Source organism: Chromobacterium sp. Ag138 (assembly GCF_055181315.1).
The window spans coordinates 1680713-1698795 of the sequence record NZ_JBUPWA010000001.1; the positions used below are offsets into that span (position 1 = coordinate 1680713).

Sequence of the window (18083 nt, forward strand, 5' to 3'; positions counted from 1 at the left end):
GCCCGTCCGGACCGCGCCGCAGCTCCGCGCTCACCGGGCCAGCGCGCGCTCCCACAGCTGGTTCAGCTTGGGGTCGGTGAACGGCTTGATGCTCTCGTAGATGTGGCTGACGCCCACCGTGGCCTTGACGTTGGTGTTGGTGGCCTTGCCGACGTTGTGGCAGGAAAAGCAGTTGTAGAGCTTGTTGCCCAGGGTAACGTAGGTTTCCATCGTCGAATTAGCCAGCGCGTTGCCGCCGACGTGATTGGGCTGGTTGTTGCCGCCTGTCGGCTGGAACGGGTTGTACGGATCGTTGCCGCCATTGGTCCAGGTGGCGCCGATCAACAAATAGTTGCGCCGGATGTCGCCCTGCTTCAATAAGCTGCGCACGCTGTTGTTGATCGAAATCACCTCGCTGTTGGCCTGCGCCGCGCTTTGCGCCGGCAGTATCGGCAAGGCCGCGGACACGCCCCAGGGGAAGGTCCGCAGGGTGTCGCTGGGCGAGATGGTTTGTCCCGCGCTGGCTTTGATCGTCAGCGGGCTGGCATCCGGATCGACGTACATGTGCTGGACATTGAACGGCCCGGCCGCGCCATTGGCCGAAAACAGCATGCCGCGCGGCACTTCCTGCGGCACCGCCACGGTGGCGCCCTTGGCGTTGACATAGGAATAGGTGCCGTTGGGCGAATTGTTGTCGTGCTCATACGTGGCCCAGATCATTTCCGGATGCCCGGCCGCGCTGCCGACCACATGCAGCCCCACCAGCGCCAGCAGCGCCTGGCGGCTGCCGGTTTGCACCCATTTCTGCGGATCGCGGGTATCGAACACCGGAATCTCGCCCACGGTGGTGATGTAGCGGTTGGTATCCAGGCCGCTGGCGTCCACCCAGGAAGCTTTCAGTTCCAGCGCCAGCGCGTCGGCGTCCGGCACCTGATGGTGGTGCTGCTTGGTCCAGGCCAGCACCTTGTCGAGCTCGGCCTGGGTAGTGGGAAAACGCAGCCTGGGATTCTTGGTGCCGCTGGCCGAGGCGAAAAAGGCGTACACGTCGTTGACCAGGATGGTGTAGTAGACCATCTTGCCGCCCTGCGCCATCAACGCCGCGCCGTCCGCCTGCTTCGGCCCGCTGCCGTCGGCCTGATTGACAGCGCTGTCATTGTCGACAGTATCGGTCTTGTCGAAGCGCGGCTTGTTCACCCGGATGTTGAACACCGAGGCCGGCTTGCCGCCGCAGGTGTTCACGCCCAGTTCGCGGTTGACCAGGCAACGCGCCTTGCCGTCATCGCTATCCAGCACGCTGTAGAACGCCACCGAATCCATCACCGTTCCGCTGCCGCCGTACATGCGCATCGGCGCGGACGTCAGCCACAGAAACATCCGCTGCGACCACTGGTAGAAATTGCAATTGATGGTCTTGTTGCTGGCCGGCGGATTGACGGTGTCGTGGTTGAACTTGACGCTGTTTGCCGGCGTGACCGCGCCATTGGGCGTCACCCGGTCGAGCAGGAACCAGCTCTGGAACATGCCCGGGGTCACCGTACAGGTCGGCGCCGCGTCCACGGGAACGGCGTTTTGCGCCTGGCTGGCGCCGCTGGCCAGCAACGCGGCAAGCGCAATCGATGCGCCGGCGATCGGTTTGAGAATGAACATTGTGCTTATCTCCCTGAAAGCCCTACCGGCCGAAAATCAAACGGCTGGATGTGGAAAAGGCGCTCATCCCCGCCTGCCGGCTTGAATGAAGCGCCTATATCCGTTCTAGCGAAGACAAAATGACGTTTCAATTAGAAAACAACTAATTGAAATTACTTAGGAATGTTTACTTCTTGTCCCGACAAGCCCCAAGCTGGGGGCGCCCGCGGGAGAAAAGAAAATGGAAAAGCAATTGCGCTCTGGAATCAACAGATGAGCTGACGAAATGAAAAAACCCGGAACCTGCGATGCAGGCTCCGGGCTTTCTAACTCCGACGGGACCGGCGTCGCCGCCGTCAATCCCCCGGCAGGAATGCGCGGCTGATCAGCGCGCGGCCACCAGTTTGATTTCCACTTTCCACGCCGGGTTCGCCAGCTTGGCTTCCACCGTGGCGCGGGCGGGCACGTTGCCGGCCGGCACCCAGGCGTCCCAGGCGGCGTTCATCGCGTCGTAATCGGCCAGATTGGCCAGGAAAATGGTGACGTCGACGATCTTGCTCTTGTCCGAATCCAGCTCCGCCAGCAGGGCATCGATCTGAGCGAGCACGTTCTCGGTCTGGCCGCGCGCGTCGGCGTCGGTGTTTTCCGGCACCTGGCCCGCCAGGAAGATCAGGCCATTGGTGACCACGGCTTCGGCCAGGCGGGCGCCCTGCTTGTGACGGTAAATGCTCATATCGTTCTCCTTATTGGATGAGTGGGTGGGCATGACGGCTGATTCTAGCGATAAAGCCCTCAGCTGTCCCGCTGCGCCCGCTCCAGGTCCGCGATCAGCGCCGCCTCGCCCTCGACGCCGACCGACAGGCGGATCAGGTTGTCGTGGATGCCCAGCGCCGCGCGGCGCTCGGCCGGGATAGACGCATGGGTCATCGCCGCCGGCAGGCAGACCAGGCTCTCGACACCGCCCAGGCTCTCGGCCAGCGCGAACAGCTTGAGCTTGGCCAGGAAGGCCTTGACGTCGCCCTTCAGGTAGAACGACACGATGCCGCCGTAGCCCTGCATCTGGCGGCGCGCCAGCTCATGCTGCGGATGGCTCTCCAGGCCCGGATACAGCACCTTCTCCACCCACGGCTGCGCTTCCAGCCAGCGCGCGATGGCCAGGCCGTTGCGGTTGTGCTGCTCGATGCGCAGCGCCAGCGTGCGCAAGCCGCGCAGCACCAGGAAGCTGGGGAAGGCGTCGAGGATGGCGCCCACCGCGTTGTGCAGGAAAGCCAGTTGCTCGGCCAGCTCCGGCTTGTCGCGGCTGACCACTGCCACGCCGGCCACCACGTCGGAGTGGCCGTTCAGATACTTGGTGGCGGAGTGGACGACGATGTCGAAGCCGAAGTCCAGCGGCCGCTGGTTGACCGGCGAGGCGAAGGTGTTGTCGACCACGCCGATCAAGCCATGGCGGCGGGCGATGGCGGACACCTGCTGCAGATCCACCAGCTGGTTGAGCGGATTGGACGGCGTTTCCACCCAGATCATCCGCGTGTTCGGCCGGATGGCGGCCTCCAGCGCGGCGCTGTCCTCGGAGGCGACATAGGTCACCTCCAGGTTGGCGCTGGCCTTGCGCACCTTCTCGAACAGGCGGTAGGTGCCGCCGTACAAATCATTGACCGCGATCAGGTGGCTGCCGGCCGGCAACAGCTCCAGCACGGTGGAAATCGCCGCCAGGCCGGAACCGAAAGCGTAGCCGCGGGCGCCGCCTTCCAGTTCGGCCACCGCGCGCTCCAGCGCCTCGCGGGTCGGGTTCTGCGAGCGGGAATACTCATAGCCGGTGTGCTCGCCCGGCGCGTGCTGGCGGTAGGTGGAGGTGGCGTAGATCGGCGGCATCACCGCGCCGAACGGGTCCTCGTGGGCGCCGGCGGTCACGGCCAGGGTGTGGAAATCGGTCATGTTTTATCCTTTCTCAAAATCATGCGCCCCGGCGCATCGCGTCGGGGCGGGAAATCGGTTTAAGCGGCTTTCGGCTGCCGGCGCCAGAATGACAGCAGATCCGCCTGGGTGATCAGGCCCAGGTAGCGGCCCTTGTCGACGATCAGCGCGATGTGGCCGTCGTTGAACACCTGCAGCAGATCCTGCAGCGAGGCTTGCGGAGACAGCGTGCGCACGTGGCCGCTCATCGCGCTGGCCACCGTCTGGCGGAAGTTTTCCGGCTCGCCGTGCACCGACAGCAACAGGTCCCACTCGTCCAGCACGCCGACCACCTTGTCGTCATCCAGCACCGGCATCTGCGACACATCGTGCAGCCGCATGCGCTGATAGGCGACGTTGAGCGGCTCGTCCGGATGGCACGACACGGTGCTGCCGTCCTGGTGGCGGCGGACGATCAGGTCGGTCAGGCCGCCTACCTCGGGCAGGCGCAGCATGCCCTGGTCCACCAGCCAGTCGCGGTTGTACATCTTGGACAGATACTTGTTGCCGCTGTCGCACACCAGCGTCACCACCCGCTTGGGCTCGGTCTGCTCGCGGCAATAACGCAGCGCCGCCGCCAGCAGCGCGCCGGACGAGGAGCCGGCCAGGATGCCCTCGCTGCTCAGCAGTTGCTGCGCGGTGTCGAAGCTTTCCTGGTCGCTGATGCGGAAGGCGCGCTTCACCATCGACAGATCGGTCAGCGGCGGGATGAAATCCTCGCCTATGCCCTCGATCAGCCAGCTGCCCGCCTGGCCGAAGCTGCCGGTTTCGACGTAATCGGCCATCACCGAGCCCACCGGGTCGGCCAGCACGAAGGCGGTGGCCGGCGACTGGGCGCGGAAAAAGCGGGTCAGCCCGGTCAGCGTGCCGCTGGAGCCGACGCCGACCACCACCGCGTCCACTTTGCCGTTCATCTGGCGGAATATCTCAGGTCCGGTGGTGGTTTCATGCGCCAGCGGATTGGCCGGATTGTTGAACTGGTCGATGTAGTAAGCGCCCGGCGTCTCGCTGGCGATGCGCGCCGCCATGTCCTGGTAATACTCCGGGTGGCCCTTGCCGACATCCGAGCGGGTCAGCACCACCTTGGCGCCCAGCGCCTGCAGATGCAGAATCTTTTCCCGGCTCATCTTGTCCGGCACCACCAGCGTCAGCGGATAGCCCTTCTGCGCCGCCACCAGCGCGAGGCCGAGCCCGGTATTGCCCGCGGTGGCCTCGATGATGGCGCCGCCGGGCTTCAGTTTGCCGTCGCGCTCGGCCGCCTCGATCATGGTCAGCGCGATGCGGTCCTTGATCGAGCCGCCCGGATTGTGGCTTTCCAGCTTCAGATACAGCTCGCATGGGCCGGTGTCCAGATGGCTGACGCGGACCAGCGGCGTATTGCCGATCAACGATAGAACGCTATTGTCCTGCATTTCAATACTCCTGGCTATTTTAAAATTACTTTTAGTAATTTTTTGTTATATAAAAATCGCAAAACCTTCTACAAAACCGAAATCGTCCTACTAAATATAATAAGCCTTCATACCACCGCACTGGCCTGCATGAAGCTGTAGAAGAATACCAGTTCCGGGTCGCTTCTAAGCAATCTTAATTCTTTCGTCATTAAATCGACCAACTCGGCGTCCACCCTGCCCGCTTCTATCAATTGGTCGGCGGCGGACAGCAAGAGCTCGGTCCAGTAATCCAGCACCTGCTGGCGCCGGTGCGGCTCGCGGCTATCCAGATGCCAGGTTTTCACCTTGGTCTCCACATGGCGAAAACCCAGCCGCATCAGGATGTTGCCCAGCTTGGCGCCGACGAAGGGATCGCCGCCCACCGACAACTGGTGGTCGTTGAATGCCATCCAGTACTTTTGCAGATTGGCCGAATACGGCGCCAGGAAAAAGGTGGCGTTCATCGCCTCCGTCGCGTACAGCCGCGCGCCGGGCTTCAGCACCCGCCGCACCTCGGCCAGCACGCGCTCCGGCGAGTGCACGTGTTCGAGAATCCAGCACAGGAAGGCGCCGTCGAAGCTGGCGGGCGGAAAATCAAGATCCTCGGCATCCATGTGCAGCAGCTTCGCCCGGCCATGTTCGGGGCTGCCCTGCAAGCGCTGGCGCGCGACCGCCAGTTGCCGCTGGCTGAAATCCAGGCCGGTGATGTCGACGTCGGGGAAGCGGCGCAGCAGGATTTCCGTCTGCGCGCCCACGCCGCAGCCAACCTCCAGCAACTTTTGCACGCCGGAAAAATCGACGTCGCGGTACACCATCGCCTCGGAAAAGCGCGCCTGGCGCACCAGCCGCGCCTGCTCGGTGGCGGAAAAACCGTGGATGTAAGGCAGATCGGACTGCGTCTGCGCCAATTGCAATGCACTCATCTCGATGACCTCGCTCGGATAGCAACAGGCCGCCATTATATTTCTTTTGGATATTTTGAAACAAAACTTTATTTTATATTTGAATATAGAGAAAAACTCTAACGGCATGCCGGCGATAAAAAACCCCGCATCGTCGGATGCGGGGTTGGCAATGAAAACGGTATCAGGCGTCAGGCCAGCGCGGTCTGCCTCAGGCTCAGCGAGAAACGCTGCAGCGCGGCGATGCCGGACGCTTCGGCGCGCGCGCACCAGTCCTGCAGCTCCTGCAGCAACTGCTCGCGGCTCAGGCTGGAACGCTCCCACAGACGGGTCAGTTCCTGGCGCATGGTGTAGATGGTGGCCAGCACATGGCTTTGTTCCAGAATGCGGGCCAACTGGTCGCGGTCGCACTCGGGCAGGTCCTTGGCGTCCTGCTTCAGCCATACCTTCATCTTGCGCGGCAGGTTGACCTGCGGCAGCTCGGGCAGGCTCAGCTTGGCCAATTCCGCGCCGCACTCGGCCTTCAGCTCGCGGGCGTAACGCGCGGCGATCGCGTAGCGGTTGGCTACGATGGCCTGCAGATGCTCCAGATCCAGCTGCGGGCGCGACGGATCATGGGCCAGTTGCGGCGCCACCTTCCGCACCTTGGCCAGACCGCAGATTTCCAGCATGCGGATATACATCCAGCCGATGTCGAACTCGTACCACTTGTACGACAGCTTGGCCGAGGTGCCGAAGGTATGGTGATTGTTGTGCAGTTCTTCGCCGCCCACCAGGATGCCCCAGGGCACCAGATTGGTGGAGGCGTCCTCGTTCTCGAAATTGCGGTAGCCCCAGAAGTGGCCCAGGCCGTTGATCACGCCGGCGGCCCAGAACGGGATCCACACCATCTGCACGGCCCAGATCGACAGGCCGATCGGCCCGAACAGCGCCAGATCGATGAGCAGCATCAGCACGATGCCCTTGGCGTTGTGCTTGCTGTAGACATTGCGCTCCAGCCAGTCGTCAGGCGTGCCGTGGCCGAACTTGTCCATGATGGACTGGTCCTTGCAGGCGGCGCGGTACAGCTCGGCCCCTTCCCACAGCACCTTCTTGATGCCGAGCACCTGCGGGCTGTGCGGGTCTTCCTGCGTTTCGCAGCGCGCGTGGTGCTTGCGATGGATGGCCGCCCACTGCTTGGTGACCATGCCGGTGGTCAGCCACAACCAGAAACGGAAGAAGTGGCTGGGAATCGGGTGCAGGTCCAGCGCGCGGTGGGCCTGGTGGCGGTGCAGGAAAATCGTGACCGCGGCGATGGTGATGTGGGTCAGGATCAGGGCGGCGACGATATTGCCCCACCATGGCAGATCCAACAGACCGTTGAGCCAGTTCAGGTTCATGTATTCGATGCGTCCGTCGACTTAGAGACAAAGCTCTATTCTATAACAAGCCCTGCCACCATGCAGAATCAAATTTGCCGGTCAAGCGCGCCGGGAGCGCATCCGCCGGTGCATTGGTGTACCATAGGGCATCATTTCACCCTAGTTCAGAAAAATACTAGTGTTGCCAAAACGTCGACTGATCATTGCCGGCGCCGCCATCGGCGGCTTGTTCGTCCTGTACGCGGGCTCCAGCTACTGGGCCGGCGTCAAGGCCGAGGAAACCTTGCAGGAGCAGTACCGGATGCTCTCCGGCCTGCCGCTGTTCAAGGTCAAATCGCACAGCTACCAGCGCGGCTGGTTCTCGTCCACCGAGACCACCGAGCTGGTATTCAACCGCCACTTGTCCGGCCCGTACGAGAACATGCTGCCGGACAATATGAAGCCGCTGCTGAACTCCACGATCAAGTTCACCAACAACGTCAAGCACGGCCCGCTGCCGGGCCTGGCCGGCTTCGACTTCCGCCCGGGCCGCGCGCTGGTGCGCACCGAGTTCGCGATGAGCGACGCCACCCGCAAGACGCTGAAGACCTTCTTCGGCGACAAGGAGCCGATCGCCATCACCAACCGCATCGGCTTCGGCGGCGGCGGCCTGCTGGAAGTGGCGGTGCCGGCCTTCGATTACGAAGAAGCGCTGTCCGGCGTCAAGATGAAGTGGAAAGGCTTCGACCTCAAGGTCGATTACGCCAACGGCTACAAGGAATACAAGACCGAGGCGCTGTCGCCCGGCTTCCTGCTGGAAGCCGCCAGCAAGGGCGGCATCTCGTTCGAAGGCGTGCGCTACGTGTCCGACATGCGCCCGGGCAACACCGGCGTCAAGCTCGGCACCAGCGAACTGACCATAGGCAATGTGCAGCTGAGCTCGCGCGAGAGCGTGCCGTACAGCATCAAGCTGAACGAGCTGATCTACCTGATGACCCGCGTCCGCGTCGGCGAGTTCGTCAACCCGTCCGGCGAGTTCAAGCCGTCGTCGGTGGTGCTGAAGAACTTCAGCTACCAGATCGTCACCAGCGAGCAGGACGAATTCGTCAACACCCGCGGCAAGGTGAACTTCGCCGAGCTGAGCTTCAACGCCAACCGCTATGGCCCGCTGCGGCTGGACGTGTCCGCCAACCATCTGCACGGTCCGACGCTGGTAAAGCTGGACAAAGCGATCAGCGAGATTCCGTTCGAAGGCGTGGACCCGGCGGTGCTGCGCAAGCAATACGTCGACACCATCAAGAAGAACGCGATCCCGCTGCTGGAGAATAATCCCAAGCTGCTGATCAACGAGTTCTACCTGAAGATGCCCGCAGGCGAGGCCAAGCTGCAGGGCAGCCTGGGCATCAACGGCTTCACCCCGGCCGACCTCAACGACATCACGCAGCTGGCCAAGCGCATCGAGGCCGACGCCAAGCTGAGCCTGCCGCGCCAGACGCTGGAAGAACTGGTGCTGACCCAGGCCCGCAATCTGTTCACCGTAGACCAGAGCGCCGAAGAGCAGCCGAACATGCAGGAAGTGGAAGACCTGGCCAGGAGCCTGCTGGACAGCCAGTTGTCGCAATGGAAGTCGGGCGGCTATCTGGTGGAGGACAACGGCCAGATTTCCACCGATCTGAAATACGACGCCAAGGGCCTGACCATACACCAGCAGAAAGTGCCGCTGCCGTGGGAAAGCGAAATGGTCGACGCCTCGGCGCCCGCCGCGGAGCCTGCCAAGACTGCGGCTAAGAAATAAGCCGGACGCAAAAAAAGGGCTGTCGTTGCGACAGCCCTTTTTTCTTGCATGTTCGCGAGATCAGGAAGCGTCTTCCATCTGGCTTTGCAGGTAGTTCTGCAGGCCGACTTTCTCGATCAGGCCCAGCTGGGTCTCCAGCCAGTCCACGTGCTCTTCCTCGCTCTCCAGAATGTCTTCCAGCATGTCGCGGCTGACGTAGTCCTTGGAGGTTTCACAGTAGGCGATCGCCTCGCGCAGCAAGGGCAGCGCCTCCATCTCCAGCTTCAGATCGCACTCCAGCATTTCCTTCGGGTTCTCGCCGATGTGCAGCTTGCCCAGATCCTGCAGATTGGGCAGACCTTCCAGGAACAGCACGCGCTCGATCAGCTTGTCGGCGTGCTTCATCTCGTCGATGGATTCCTCGTACTCGTGCTCGTTCAGCTTCTTCAGGCCCCAGTTCTTGTACATGCGGGCATGCAGGAAGTACTGGTTGATCGCGGTGAGCTCGTTCTTGAGGATCTGGTTCAGGTACTTGATGACCTTCTTGTCGCCTTGCATGTCATATTCTCCTGAAAAATCGTTCAGGCATTATGGCACAGCATGCGCATAGCTCAAGGCGTAAATAGGAACAGCCAGCTCGCGGGCTGGCATGAGGAGCGACTTCCCGCCCCTTTGAGAGAGGGTCAGGCGGCGGTGCGGGCCACCGAACAGACGGTCAGTTCGCTTTGCGCGTCCTTGCGTATCTGGTTGGCCATGCAGGCGCACTTGCCGCAATCGGAGGCGACGCCGAGTTCCCGACGCAGGTCGCACATGCGCGTGGCTCCGCCATGAACCGCTTGGCGGATCTGGCTGTCGGTCACTGCATTGCACAAGCAGACATACATCGGAAGCCCCCTCTGGCTTACAATCAAGAATAATTATCATCATAGAAATAAACAAGAATGATTGTCAATAACAAAGAGCGTCAGTGGAAACCGAATACAACAGTCGCCGCCATCGTCGAGCGCGGCGGCCGCTTCCTGATGATCGAGGAGGAAACGCCGTCCGGCCTGCGGCTCAACCAGCCCGCCGGCCATCTGGAGCGCGGCGAGACCCTGCTGCAGGCGGTGGCGCGCGAGGCGCTCGAAGAAAGCGGCTGGCGCTTCACCCCGCGCGGACTCACCGGCATCTACCTGGCCGACGCGCAGGATGGCGACATCACCTACATGCGTTTCGCCTTCCACGGCGACGCCGCCCCGCCCGCCTCTCCGCCGCGGCTGGACGCGGGCATCGTCGGCGTGCACTGGCTGGCCTACGAGGACATCGCCACTCAGGCGGCGCGGCTGCGCAGCCCGGTAGTGCTGCAATGCCTTGCAGACTATCGCAATGGCATCGCGTATCCTCTGCAACTGATACACGACCTGCGCTGACCCGCCCGCCACAGGATGCCCGATGCGACTCTTGATACCGCTGCTGCTTGCCCTGCTCCTGCCCGCCGCCCGCGCCGACGGGCTAAACATCTGTTATCATTACGGATGTTCCAGACACGCCCAGTTCGACATCTCCGACGAGGAGCATGACTGGCTGGCCGCGCGCATGAGCCGGGCCGACTCCGCCGCGTCCGAGCGCGAAGCGGTGGCCGACGCCGTGCTGACGCTGTACCGCATCGCCGCGCGCGGCACGCCGATCTGGCAGGACAAGGGCGGCAATTTCCGCGACGGCCCGGCCGAAGGCCGGATGGACTGCGTGGACCACAGCAGCAACGTCACCACCTTCCTCAACTACCTGCAGCGGCAAGGATGGTTGAAATTCCATCGCGCGGCGCCACCTGAATGGCGGGCGCCGTGGATTCTGGATCTGCACTACACCGGCGTGCTGCACGACAACGCCGCCAATCAGGATTGGGCGGTGGACACCTGGTTCAAGGATTTCGGGGAACCGCCCGTGGTGGTTCCCCTTTCAGTTTGGATGACGGGATACGAGCCTCCGGCCGTATCCGAGCCTGTCAGACAGGCAAGCAAAAGCAAGGAAGGAAACGCCCCGTGACGGGTAAGAAACGCATAGTCGTCGGCATGTCCGGCGGCGTGGATTCGTCGGTGACCGCCTGGCTGCTGAAGCAGCAAGGCCATGAGGTGATCGGCGTGTTCATGCAGAACTGGGAAGACGACAACGACGACGAATACTGCTCGATCAAGCAGGATGCGCTGGACGCGATGAGCGTGGCCGACATCGTCGGCATCGACATGGAAATCGTCAATTTCGCCAAGGAATACAAGGACCGCGTGTTCTCGTATTTCCTGAAGGAATACTCGGCCGGCCGCACGCCGAACCCGGACGTGCTGTGCAACGCCGAGATCAAGTTCAAGGCCTTTCTCGACTACGCGATGGCGCTGGGCGCCGACTGCATCGCCACCGGCCACTACGCGCGCAAGCTGGAACAGGACGGCACCCACTACCTGATGAAGGCGGTGGACCATACCAAGGACCAAAGCTACTTCCTGTACCGTCTGCAACAGCATCAACTGGCCAAGGCCATCTTCCCGCTGGGCGACATCCGCAAGACCGAAGTGCGCCAGCTGGCCGAGCAAGCCGGCCTGCCGACCGCGGCCAAGAAGGACTCCACCGGCATCTGCTTCATCGGCGAACGCCCGTTCCGCGAATTCCTGCAGCGCTACCTGCCCACCTCGCCCGGCCAGATGGTGACGCCGGACGGCAAGGTGGTGGGCGAACACATCGGCCTGATGTACTACACGCTGGGCCAGCGCAAGGGCCTGACCATAGGCGGCTCCCGCGACGGCAACGGCGAGCCGTGGTTCGTCGCCGGCAAAGACATCCCGGGCAACAGGCTGATCGTGGTCCAGGGCCACGACCATCCGCTGCTGCTGAAGCCGACGCTGGCGATGGCCGACCTCAGCTGGACGCTGCCGGACGCGCCGCAGCCTGGCGACTACAGCGCCAAGAACCGCTACCGGATGGCGGATGCCGCCTGTTCGCTGTCGCCCATCGTCGACGGCCAGGCCACGCTCACCTTCGCGGAAAAGCAATGGGCGGTGACGCCGGGCCAGTCGGCCGTGCTCTACCACGGCGACATCTGCCTGGGCGGCGGCATCATACAATAAGCCACTTACTGCCCAACGCCGGCTTCATGCTCCAGCACCCCGCCCAGTCGGGGTGCTGTCTTTTCCGCGGCTCTATTGCACACATCCCGGCGAGAGCGAGCTCCCTCTTTCCCCAAATCGATTTATGCCACAACCACCGAGCACGGACGGCCCAGCATGCCGAAGCGGTTCAAGATGGCAGCACGCACTTGCACTTGACCCTCGAGGCACCAGGCAGCCCCCGTTCCTCCAACAATTTGAAGCAATGCATCTCGCGAAGAAATGGCGCTCATCTTCCGGAATTTGCGTCAATCGCGCAGGACGCGCTCGGCGACAGCCGGTTCAATCAGACTGGAGGCCCTGCTACGGCTGGGTCAGCGGCGCGGGCCTTTGCTACCAGAGGTTGCACACCGGAACCACCGAAATTTCCGTCACTATGTTGTCGGTTTGCAAAAGTCACCAACTCGCATGAATCTGGCAGTCAGCTCCTGTCAAAACTGGTGACTGCCAGATCAGGTTGCGACTTCTGCAATTAACTCGATAGCCATGCCCCATGAAATCCAGCAGGAATTCTCGTCGGCAAATGCACGGTCGCGACTGGCCCCGAAGCGATATTACGTGCATCAAGCACGACCACATCGCTGGTATCCGTCAATCGCCGATATACGCAGCACAGCAGCCATCCATCGTCCTCTGTTTTGGCACCTGGTCTCGGAACGAAAACCGGTTCACTGTTGTGATCCCCCGGGGGGACGACATATCGTGCGATCGCGCCGCTGTGCCAGTCGAACCTTATAATTCCGCGGAGCTCAATAAGCGTCGGTTGTTCAACGGCATACAAATATCGATAAGGGCGACCCGTCAGCTTCTCATTCACCCGTGGAAACTCCATCGCGTAGTCACATGCGGGCGCCTCATCCACGATTCCTGACCTGACATCAATTCGGTACCGCCACAGCACAGCTGCGGGATTGCCATCAAACGACCCGCCATCAGGTGCCATGCGCATGAACCATGGATAGCGGACGACATCAAGCACTATCGTTTGTTCATCTTCATTGAAAGCATTGACGACATGCAGAATACAACATGGCGATATCTCGAACCATTGAACGTCTCCCCCCTGCCGTGGAATCACGCCTAGTCGTGCGCAGTGCTCATCCCGCCATCGAAGAGGCATTTTATGTCCCCGGTCAAGCATCGAAAAGTCATAGCCGACATTCAGATCGAGAAAAATGCTATGTGTTTCTGTTATCGCCATGTCGTGCATCATCGATGGCGAAGACATCTCAATTTCCGTATCGACGACCAACTGACCAAGATGGTTGATCACCCCGTAGCGCAGGTAGGGCTGTTTCCAGTCTGCGCGAAAGGTCACAAGCTCCCCTGTATAGTGGTCAATTTTCGGGTGCCCTGTCATGCCTGAGGCAAAGCCTGCGAGCTGATTCGCGCCACCAAGCGTGTCTAGCGTTGCTGAAATAGTGAGCGGCGCCCCGCCTTCCGCCAGGGCATACATTTCACCAGCATGGCTAATAACGTTGATGTTCGGATTCGTTTCAAGGCATGACGATTCATTGTCTGGAGAATAGGTACGCGCCCATCGTTGAGTACGCAACCACCGATTACGGTAGCCAACCACGCGGCCACTATCAAATGTGATTGCGTGCAGCATGGCGGCTTCCGGCCACCACGCATCCAACCCCACCCCTTCGAACCGCCCTGACAGCGGGTTAGGTCCATTGCGCACTAGCATGCCGTTGAGGTCATCGGGTATCTTGCCCGTCACGCGTAACGCGATAAGATCCATTTCTTGCGTCACTGGCGCGAGTGCGCCACTGTTCAGATCAATTTCATCCATTATTTCTGCCTCTTAAGAGTGCAATTCATGGCGCATCACGGAAGCCAAGTGCCATTGCGTGGTCACGCACATCTGCCGGCCATTTTTTTATAAGTTCGCTAAATCTCAGAGGATCATCGGCAAATAGCGCCCGCGAAGCCTCTTCGAAGCCTGGCAAATCCCCTGCAATAGCGGACATGAAGTGATATGTGCGCTCCTGCGCAGCGCGTCGATTCTCCCTCTGCGCATTCACGCGTCGGGCATCCTCGACAAGCTTCCGCAGTGCGACAGAAGCCCCCCCTGGTTGCGCTGATAGCCAATCCCAATGCCGGGGCAATAGCGTGACTTCACGAGCGACAACCCCCAGTTTTGGACGCCCTCTGCCACGGGGCTCACTAGGCTCGGACTTGCCGCCAGCCCCATCCGTACTATCCGGGACTGGTGTTTGTGTGTGGCGGGCAGTTATTTCATCGACCGTGCCACGAAGATCGATATCGATAGTACGGCCAGTCGTATTGTCGAAGATCAAAACCGGCCCCACCGAACCACTCTCCATAGCTTGCTTCACCGCAAGCGCGGCCACAGCTAGTGGACCGGATGCAATTTTTCGATGCCCGTCAAACACGGCATAGGGCAGAACGTCGGTAGCGGGGTTCATATAACAGCCATCGGAGTCGTGATGCGGTCAATTTACACCCGGGTAAAATTTCCGTCAATATTACCCGGGTATATTTATTGATGATCGACGAGAAATGCAATGAATGGCGTTCTTAAGACGCTCCTGGGCGGGGCGAGCGTCCCCTTTCCCCAGACAGATTCGCGCCACAGCCAGCGTGCGCGGACGGCCTGGCATGCTGAAGCGGTTCCAGATGGCAGCACGCACTTGCCGCGCTGCCACTTGACCATTTGATACCGGCGCTATCGGCCTGCAAGATGCAGTGCGCCTGAGCTTTTCCGGTAGGGAACTTGAACCTGCAGCGTCAGCCGCCGCCTGGACAAAGTGCAGTAGCCCGGGACACGCCAGCCCAAGCCCGCCTGCATGAGAAGACTTTGGATGAAACCGATGGCCTGCCGCCACGCCAGTCCAAATCAGGTTCTGGATGGTCAAACAGAACTGAATGGCCACATCGCGGCAAGTCTGTGATCGGCCTTTCTTCCCTCGCGGCCTTGCCCGCCATGCAAGGCCCAGGACTCAAGCCTGCGGCAAGGGCTGCAGCCATCTCAGCCACAGGCTGACGCCCAGCTGGACCAGCAGAACCAGCGCCAGCGCCGTGGCCACGCCGTGCCAGCCGCCTCTCCCCCACATCAGGCCGGACATCGAGCCGAACACGCTGGAACCCAGGTAATAGGCGGTCAGATACAGCGCCGAAGCCAAGGCCCTGCCCTCGCGGGCCCGCAGGCCCACCCAGCTGCTGGCCACCGAATGCGCGGCGAAAAAGCCGAAGGTGAACAGCGCCACGCCCGGCACCAGCAGCCATAGCGTATCCCCCAGCGTCAGCAGCAGTCCCGCCAGCATCATCGCCACCATCATCCACAGCACATTGCGCCGGCCCAGGCCATCCGCCAACCGTCCCACCCAGGCCGATGACCAGATGCCCACCACGTACAGCGAGAACACCAGCGCCAGCGCGCTCTGGCTCAGATGGAACGGCGCGGCCAGCAGGCGGAAGCCCAGGTAGTTGTACAGGCTGACGAAGCAGCCCATCAGCAGGAAAGCGGAGAGGAACAGCCAAGGCAAGCCGCCGTCGCGCAGCATGCCGCGCAGTTCGCGCCCCATGCGGGCGAAGTCGTGGCGGCGCGGCTGGAAATGGCGCGAGGCCGGCAGCCAGCGCCAGAACTGCCAGGCGCCGACACAGCCGATCGCGGCCAGCGCCAGCACCGCGCCGCGCCAGCCGACGTGATCGGCCAGCAGCGAGGCCAACAGCCGGCCGCACATGCCGCCCAGCGCGTTGCCGGCGATGTACAGCCCCATCGAATGGCCCAGCGACCTGGCGTCGACTTCCTCGCTCAAATAGGCCATCGCCACCGCCGGCAAGCCGGCCATCACCAGGCCGAAGACCGCGCGCAGCTGCAAAAAGGCGCCGAAGCCGGCGACGAAGGCGGACAGCAGCATCAGGACAGCGCCTAGCGCCAGCGCCAGGTTCATCAGCGCCCGGCGGCCGAAGCGGTCTGCCAGCAGGCTGGCCGGAATCAGCGCCAGCGCCAGCCCGCCGGTGGACATCGACACCACGCCGCTGGCCGCGGCCGGCGTCAGCGAGAAATCATGGGCGAACAGCGGCATCAAGGGCTGGGTGCCGTAAACCATGGCGAAAGTGCAAAAACCGCCGACGAACATCGCCCGCGCGGTGGAGCGGAAGGCCGGGGTGCCGGCGTGGAGCTTGCCGGATGAGGCAACGGAATCTGGCTGGCTGTCTTGCAGCGTAACGGAGGGGGCGGACACGGCATCAATCTCTTCTTCAACGACACCGTCAGCTTAGGCTTGGGTAAAACCGCAGTCCAATATATATTTCAACCATGATTAATACTTTAAAAGTATCAATATGGAACTGCGCCATCTGCGCTACTTCATCGCCGTGGCCGAGGAGCTGCACTTCACCCGCGCCGCCGAGCGGCTGCACATCGGCCAGCCGCCGCTGAGCCAGCAGATCCAGTCGCTGGAGGCCGAGCTGGGCGCGCCGCTGTTCCGCCGCCACCAGCGCAAGGTGGAGCTCACCGCCGCCGGGCTGCAGTTGCTGCCGCGCGCGCGCCAGATCCTGGCCGACAGCGCGGCGGCGGCCGCCGCCGTGCGTCGCGCCGCCGACGGCGAAACCGGCGAGCTGCGCATCGGCTTCACCTCCTCTTTGCCGCTGACGCCCATCCTGCACCACAGCCTGCAGCATTACCGGCGCGACTATCCCGCAGTCAGGCTGACGCTGAGCGAAATGTTCACCGCCGGCCAATTCGACGCGCTGGAACGCCGCCAGCTGGACCTGGGCTTCGTCCGCTTCAACGGCCCGACGCCCAGCCCCTTGATCCGGGTGGAGGAGCTGCACCGCGACCGTTTGCTGGCGGTGGTGCCCAGCGCCCATCCGCTGGCCGCGGAAAAAACGCTGGCGCTGAGGCGGCTGGCCGGCGAGCCGCTGATCGGCTACCCGCGCGAGTCCGGCTCCGGCCTCAGCGAGGTGGTGCGCCAGCTGGCGCTGCAGAACGGCCTGGAATTGAGAATGGTGCAAGAGGCGGGCGAAGCGATCACCCAGATCGGCCTGGTGGCGGCCGGCGTCGGCATCGCCATCCTGCCCTCGCCGCTGGAATGCGTGCAGATACCGGCGGTGCGCTACGTGCCGCTGGCCGACGACGGCGCCTATCTATCGATGGGCATCGCCGTCCGCCGCGACGAAGACTCGCCCTTGGTGGCCAACTTTCTGGCCGGCGTGCGTAGAGACTAACGGCCTCCCGACACGTCCAGCAGGCTGCCGGTGCAAAACGAGGCGGCGTTGGACAGCAGCCAGACGATGGCCTCGGCCACCTCCTCCGGCCGGCCGCCGCGCCGCATCGGCACCGTCGGCGCCAGCCTGGCCACCCGGCCCGCCTCGCCGCTGGCGGCGTGGATGTCGGTGGCGATCAGGCCGGGGCGCACCGCGTTGACGCGGATGCCCTCTTCCGCCACCTCGCGCGCCAGGCCCAGGGTCAGCGTGTCGATCGCGCCCTTGCTGGCGGCGTAATCGATGTACTCGCCGGCGGAGCCCAGCCGCGACGCGGCGGACGACACATTGACGATGGCGCCGCCGTCGCCGCCACGGAGGATGGACATGCGCCTCACCGCTTCGCGGCAGCACAGCAGCGGCCCCAGCACATTGACGCGCAACACCCGCTCCACCCGCTCGGCGCTGTAGTCTTCCAGCCGGCACATCGGCGCGGTGACGCCGGCATTGTTGACCAGTCCGTCCAGCCGGCCGTAATGGCAGCACACATCATCGAACAGGCGGACGATGGCTTTTTCATCGGACGCGTCGGCGCGGAACAGCTGCACCGCTTCGCCCAGCTCGGCCTTCAAAGCGGCGGCGCTGGCCTCGTCCGAACGATAGTTGGCGGCCACCCGCCAACCGGCGGCGACCAGCAAGCGCGAGGCGGCGGCGCCGATTCCGCGCGTGCCGCCGGTCACCAACGCCACCTTGCCGTCCAT

At 62.7% G+C, this 18083-nt stretch carries 18 protein-coding genes and 1 pseudogene; 5 read left to right on the forward strand and 14 right to left on the reverse strand.

Annotated elements, in window-relative coordinates:
- Window positions 1-30: 30 nt before the first annotated feature.
- The 6 genes from ACY3GB_RS07530 to ACY3GB_RS07555 all read right to left on the reverse strand — a co-directional run bounded on the left by ACY3GB_RS07530 (window position 31) and on the right by ACY3GB_RS07555 (window position 7272).
- Entirely contained in the window at window positions 31-1626 is a 1596-nt protein-coding gene (locus ACY3GB_RS07530; protein WP_463088210.1) for a hypothetical protein, read from the reverse strand.
- Window positions 1627-1990: 364 nt separating this feature from the next.
- The gene (locus ACY3GB_RS07535; RefSeq protein WP_021478614.1) at window positions 1991-2338 is read right to left on the reverse strand and encodes a RidA family protein; all 348 of its coding nucleotides are present in this window, start codon (window positions 2336-2338) and stop codon (window positions 1991-1993) included.
- 59 nt (window positions 2339-2397) lie between these two features.
- Window positions 2398-3540, reverse strand: a complete 1143-nt coding sequence (locus tag ACY3GB_RS07540) for a trans-sulfuration enzyme family protein (RefSeq protein ID WP_463088211.1) — start codon at window positions 3538-3540, stop codon at window positions 2398-2400.
- Between the two features lie 59 nt (window positions 3541-3599).
- Window positions 3600-4970 (reverse strand): pyridoxal-phosphate dependent enzyme, encoded by a 1371-nt coding sequence (locus tag ACY3GB_RS07545; protein ID WP_463088212.1) that lies wholly within the window; start codon window positions 4968-4970, stop codon window positions 3600-3602.
- Between the two features lie 107 nt (window positions 4971-5077).
- Window positions 5078-5914: a methyltransferase domain-containing protein gene (locus ACY3GB_RS07550; protein ID WP_463088213.1), complete on the reverse strand. Its 837-nt coding sequence runs from the start codon at window positions 5912-5914 to the stop codon at window positions 5078-5080.
- A gap of 170 nt (window positions 5915-6084) precedes the next feature.
- Window positions 6085-7272 carry a DesA family fatty acid desaturase gene (locus ACY3GB_RS07555; RefSeq protein ID WP_463088214.1) on the reverse strand — a complete coding sequence of 396 codons (1188 nt, stop codon included), beginning with the start codon at window positions 7270-7272 and terminating at the stop codon, window positions 6085-6087.
- Between the two features lie 160 nt (window positions 7273-7432).
- Here ACY3GB_RS07555 and ACY3GB_RS07560 point away from each other — a divergent pair, with 160 nt between their 5' ends.
- Window positions 7433-9028 carry a YdgA family protein gene (locus tag ACY3GB_RS07560; protein ID WP_463088215.1) on the forward strand — a complete coding sequence of 532 codons (1596 nt, stop codon included), beginning with the start codon at window positions 7433-7435 and terminating at the stop codon, window positions 9026-9028.
- A gap of 60 nt (window positions 9029-9088) precedes the next feature.
- On the opposite strand, the gene bfr is transcribed toward ACY3GB_RS07560, so the two are convergent.
- Window positions 9089-9565 (reverse strand): bacterioferritin, encoded by a 477-nt coding sequence (gene bfr, locus ACY3GB_RS07565; protein ID WP_021478608.1) that lies wholly within the window; start codon window positions 9563-9565, stop codon window positions 9089-9091.
- 125 nt (window positions 9566-9690) lie between these two features.
- On the reverse strand, window positions 9691-9891 hold the full coding sequence (locus ACY3GB_RS07570; protein ID WP_021478607.1) for a (2Fe-2S)-binding protein: 201 nt from the start codon (window positions 9889-9891) through the stop codon (window positions 9691-9693).
- Between the two features lie 57 nt (window positions 9892-9948).
- On the opposite strand from ACY3GB_RS07570, the gene ACY3GB_RS07575 reads away from it, so the two are divergent.
- The 3 genes from ACY3GB_RS07575 to mnmA are packed head-to-tail and all read left to right on the forward strand — an operon-like array spanning window position 9949 to window position 12105.
- Window positions 9949-10416 (forward strand): NUDIX hydrolase, encoded by a 468-nt coding sequence (locus ACY3GB_RS07575; protein WP_463088216.1) that lies wholly within the window; start codon window positions 9949-9951, stop codon window positions 10414-10416.
- 22 nt (window positions 10417-10438) lie between these two features.
- Window positions 10439-11032, forward strand: a complete 594-nt coding sequence (locus ACY3GB_RS07580; RefSeq protein ID WP_463088217.1) for a hypothetical protein — start codon at window positions 10439-10441, stop codon at window positions 11030-11032.
- Window positions 11029-12105 carry a tRNA 2-thiouridine(34) synthase MnmA gene (gene mnmA / locus ACY3GB_RS07585; RefSeq protein WP_463088218.1) on the forward strand — a complete coding sequence of 359 codons (1077 nt, stop codon included), beginning with the start codon at window positions 11029-11031 and terminating at the stop codon, window positions 12103-12105. Before ACY3GB_RS07580 ends, mnmA begins: the two co-directional genes overlap by 4 nt.
- Window positions 12106-12227: 122 nt before the next feature.
- Here mnmA and ACY3GB_RS07590 read toward each other — a convergent pair.
- The 5 genes and pseudogenes from ACY3GB_RS07590 to ACY3GB_RS07610 form a co-directional block, all read right to left on the reverse strand.
- A pseudogene (locus tag ACY3GB_RS07590) lies at window positions 12228-12358 on the reverse strand (IS5/IS1182 family transposase); the annotation flags it as partial.
- Between the two features lie 258 nt (window positions 12359-12616).
- Entirely contained in the window at window positions 12617-13942 is a 1326-nt protein-coding gene (locus tag ACY3GB_RS07595) for a carotenoid oxygenase family protein (RefSeq protein ID WP_463088219.1), read from the reverse strand.
- A gap of 25 nt (window positions 13943-13967) precedes the next feature.
- On the reverse strand, window positions 13968-14579 hold the full coding sequence (locus ACY3GB_RS07600) for a DUF2239 family protein (RefSeq protein WP_463088220.1): 612 nt from the start codon (window positions 14577-14579) through the stop codon (window positions 13968-13970).
- A 260-nt stretch (window positions 14580-14839) separates the two neighbouring features.
- Window positions 14840-15004: a transposase gene (locus ACY3GB_RS07605; RefSeq protein WP_463090924.1), complete on the reverse strand. Its 165-nt coding sequence runs from the start codon at window positions 15002-15004 to the stop codon at window positions 14840-14842.
- A gap of 109 nt (window positions 15005-15113) precedes the next feature.
- Window positions 15114-16361, reverse strand: coding sequence for an MFS transporter (locus ACY3GB_RS07610; RefSeq protein WP_463088221.1), 1248 nt, complete (start codon window positions 16359-16361; stop codon window positions 15114-15116).
- 100 nt (window positions 16362-16461) lie between these two features.
- On the opposite strand from ACY3GB_RS07610, the gene ACY3GB_RS07615 reads away from it, so the two are divergent.
- The gene (locus ACY3GB_RS07615) at window positions 16462-17346 is read left to right on the forward strand and encodes a LysR family transcriptional regulator (protein ID WP_463088222.1); all 885 of its coding nucleotides are present in this window, start codon (window positions 16462-16464) and stop codon (window positions 17344-17346) included.
- On the opposite strand, the gene ACY3GB_RS07620 is transcribed toward ACY3GB_RS07615, so the two are convergent.
- Entirely contained in the window at window positions 17343-18083 is a 741-nt protein-coding gene (locus ACY3GB_RS07620) for an SDR family oxidoreductase (RefSeq protein WP_463088223.1), read from the reverse strand. The genes ACY3GB_RS07615 and ACY3GB_RS07620 overlap by 4 nt on opposite strands.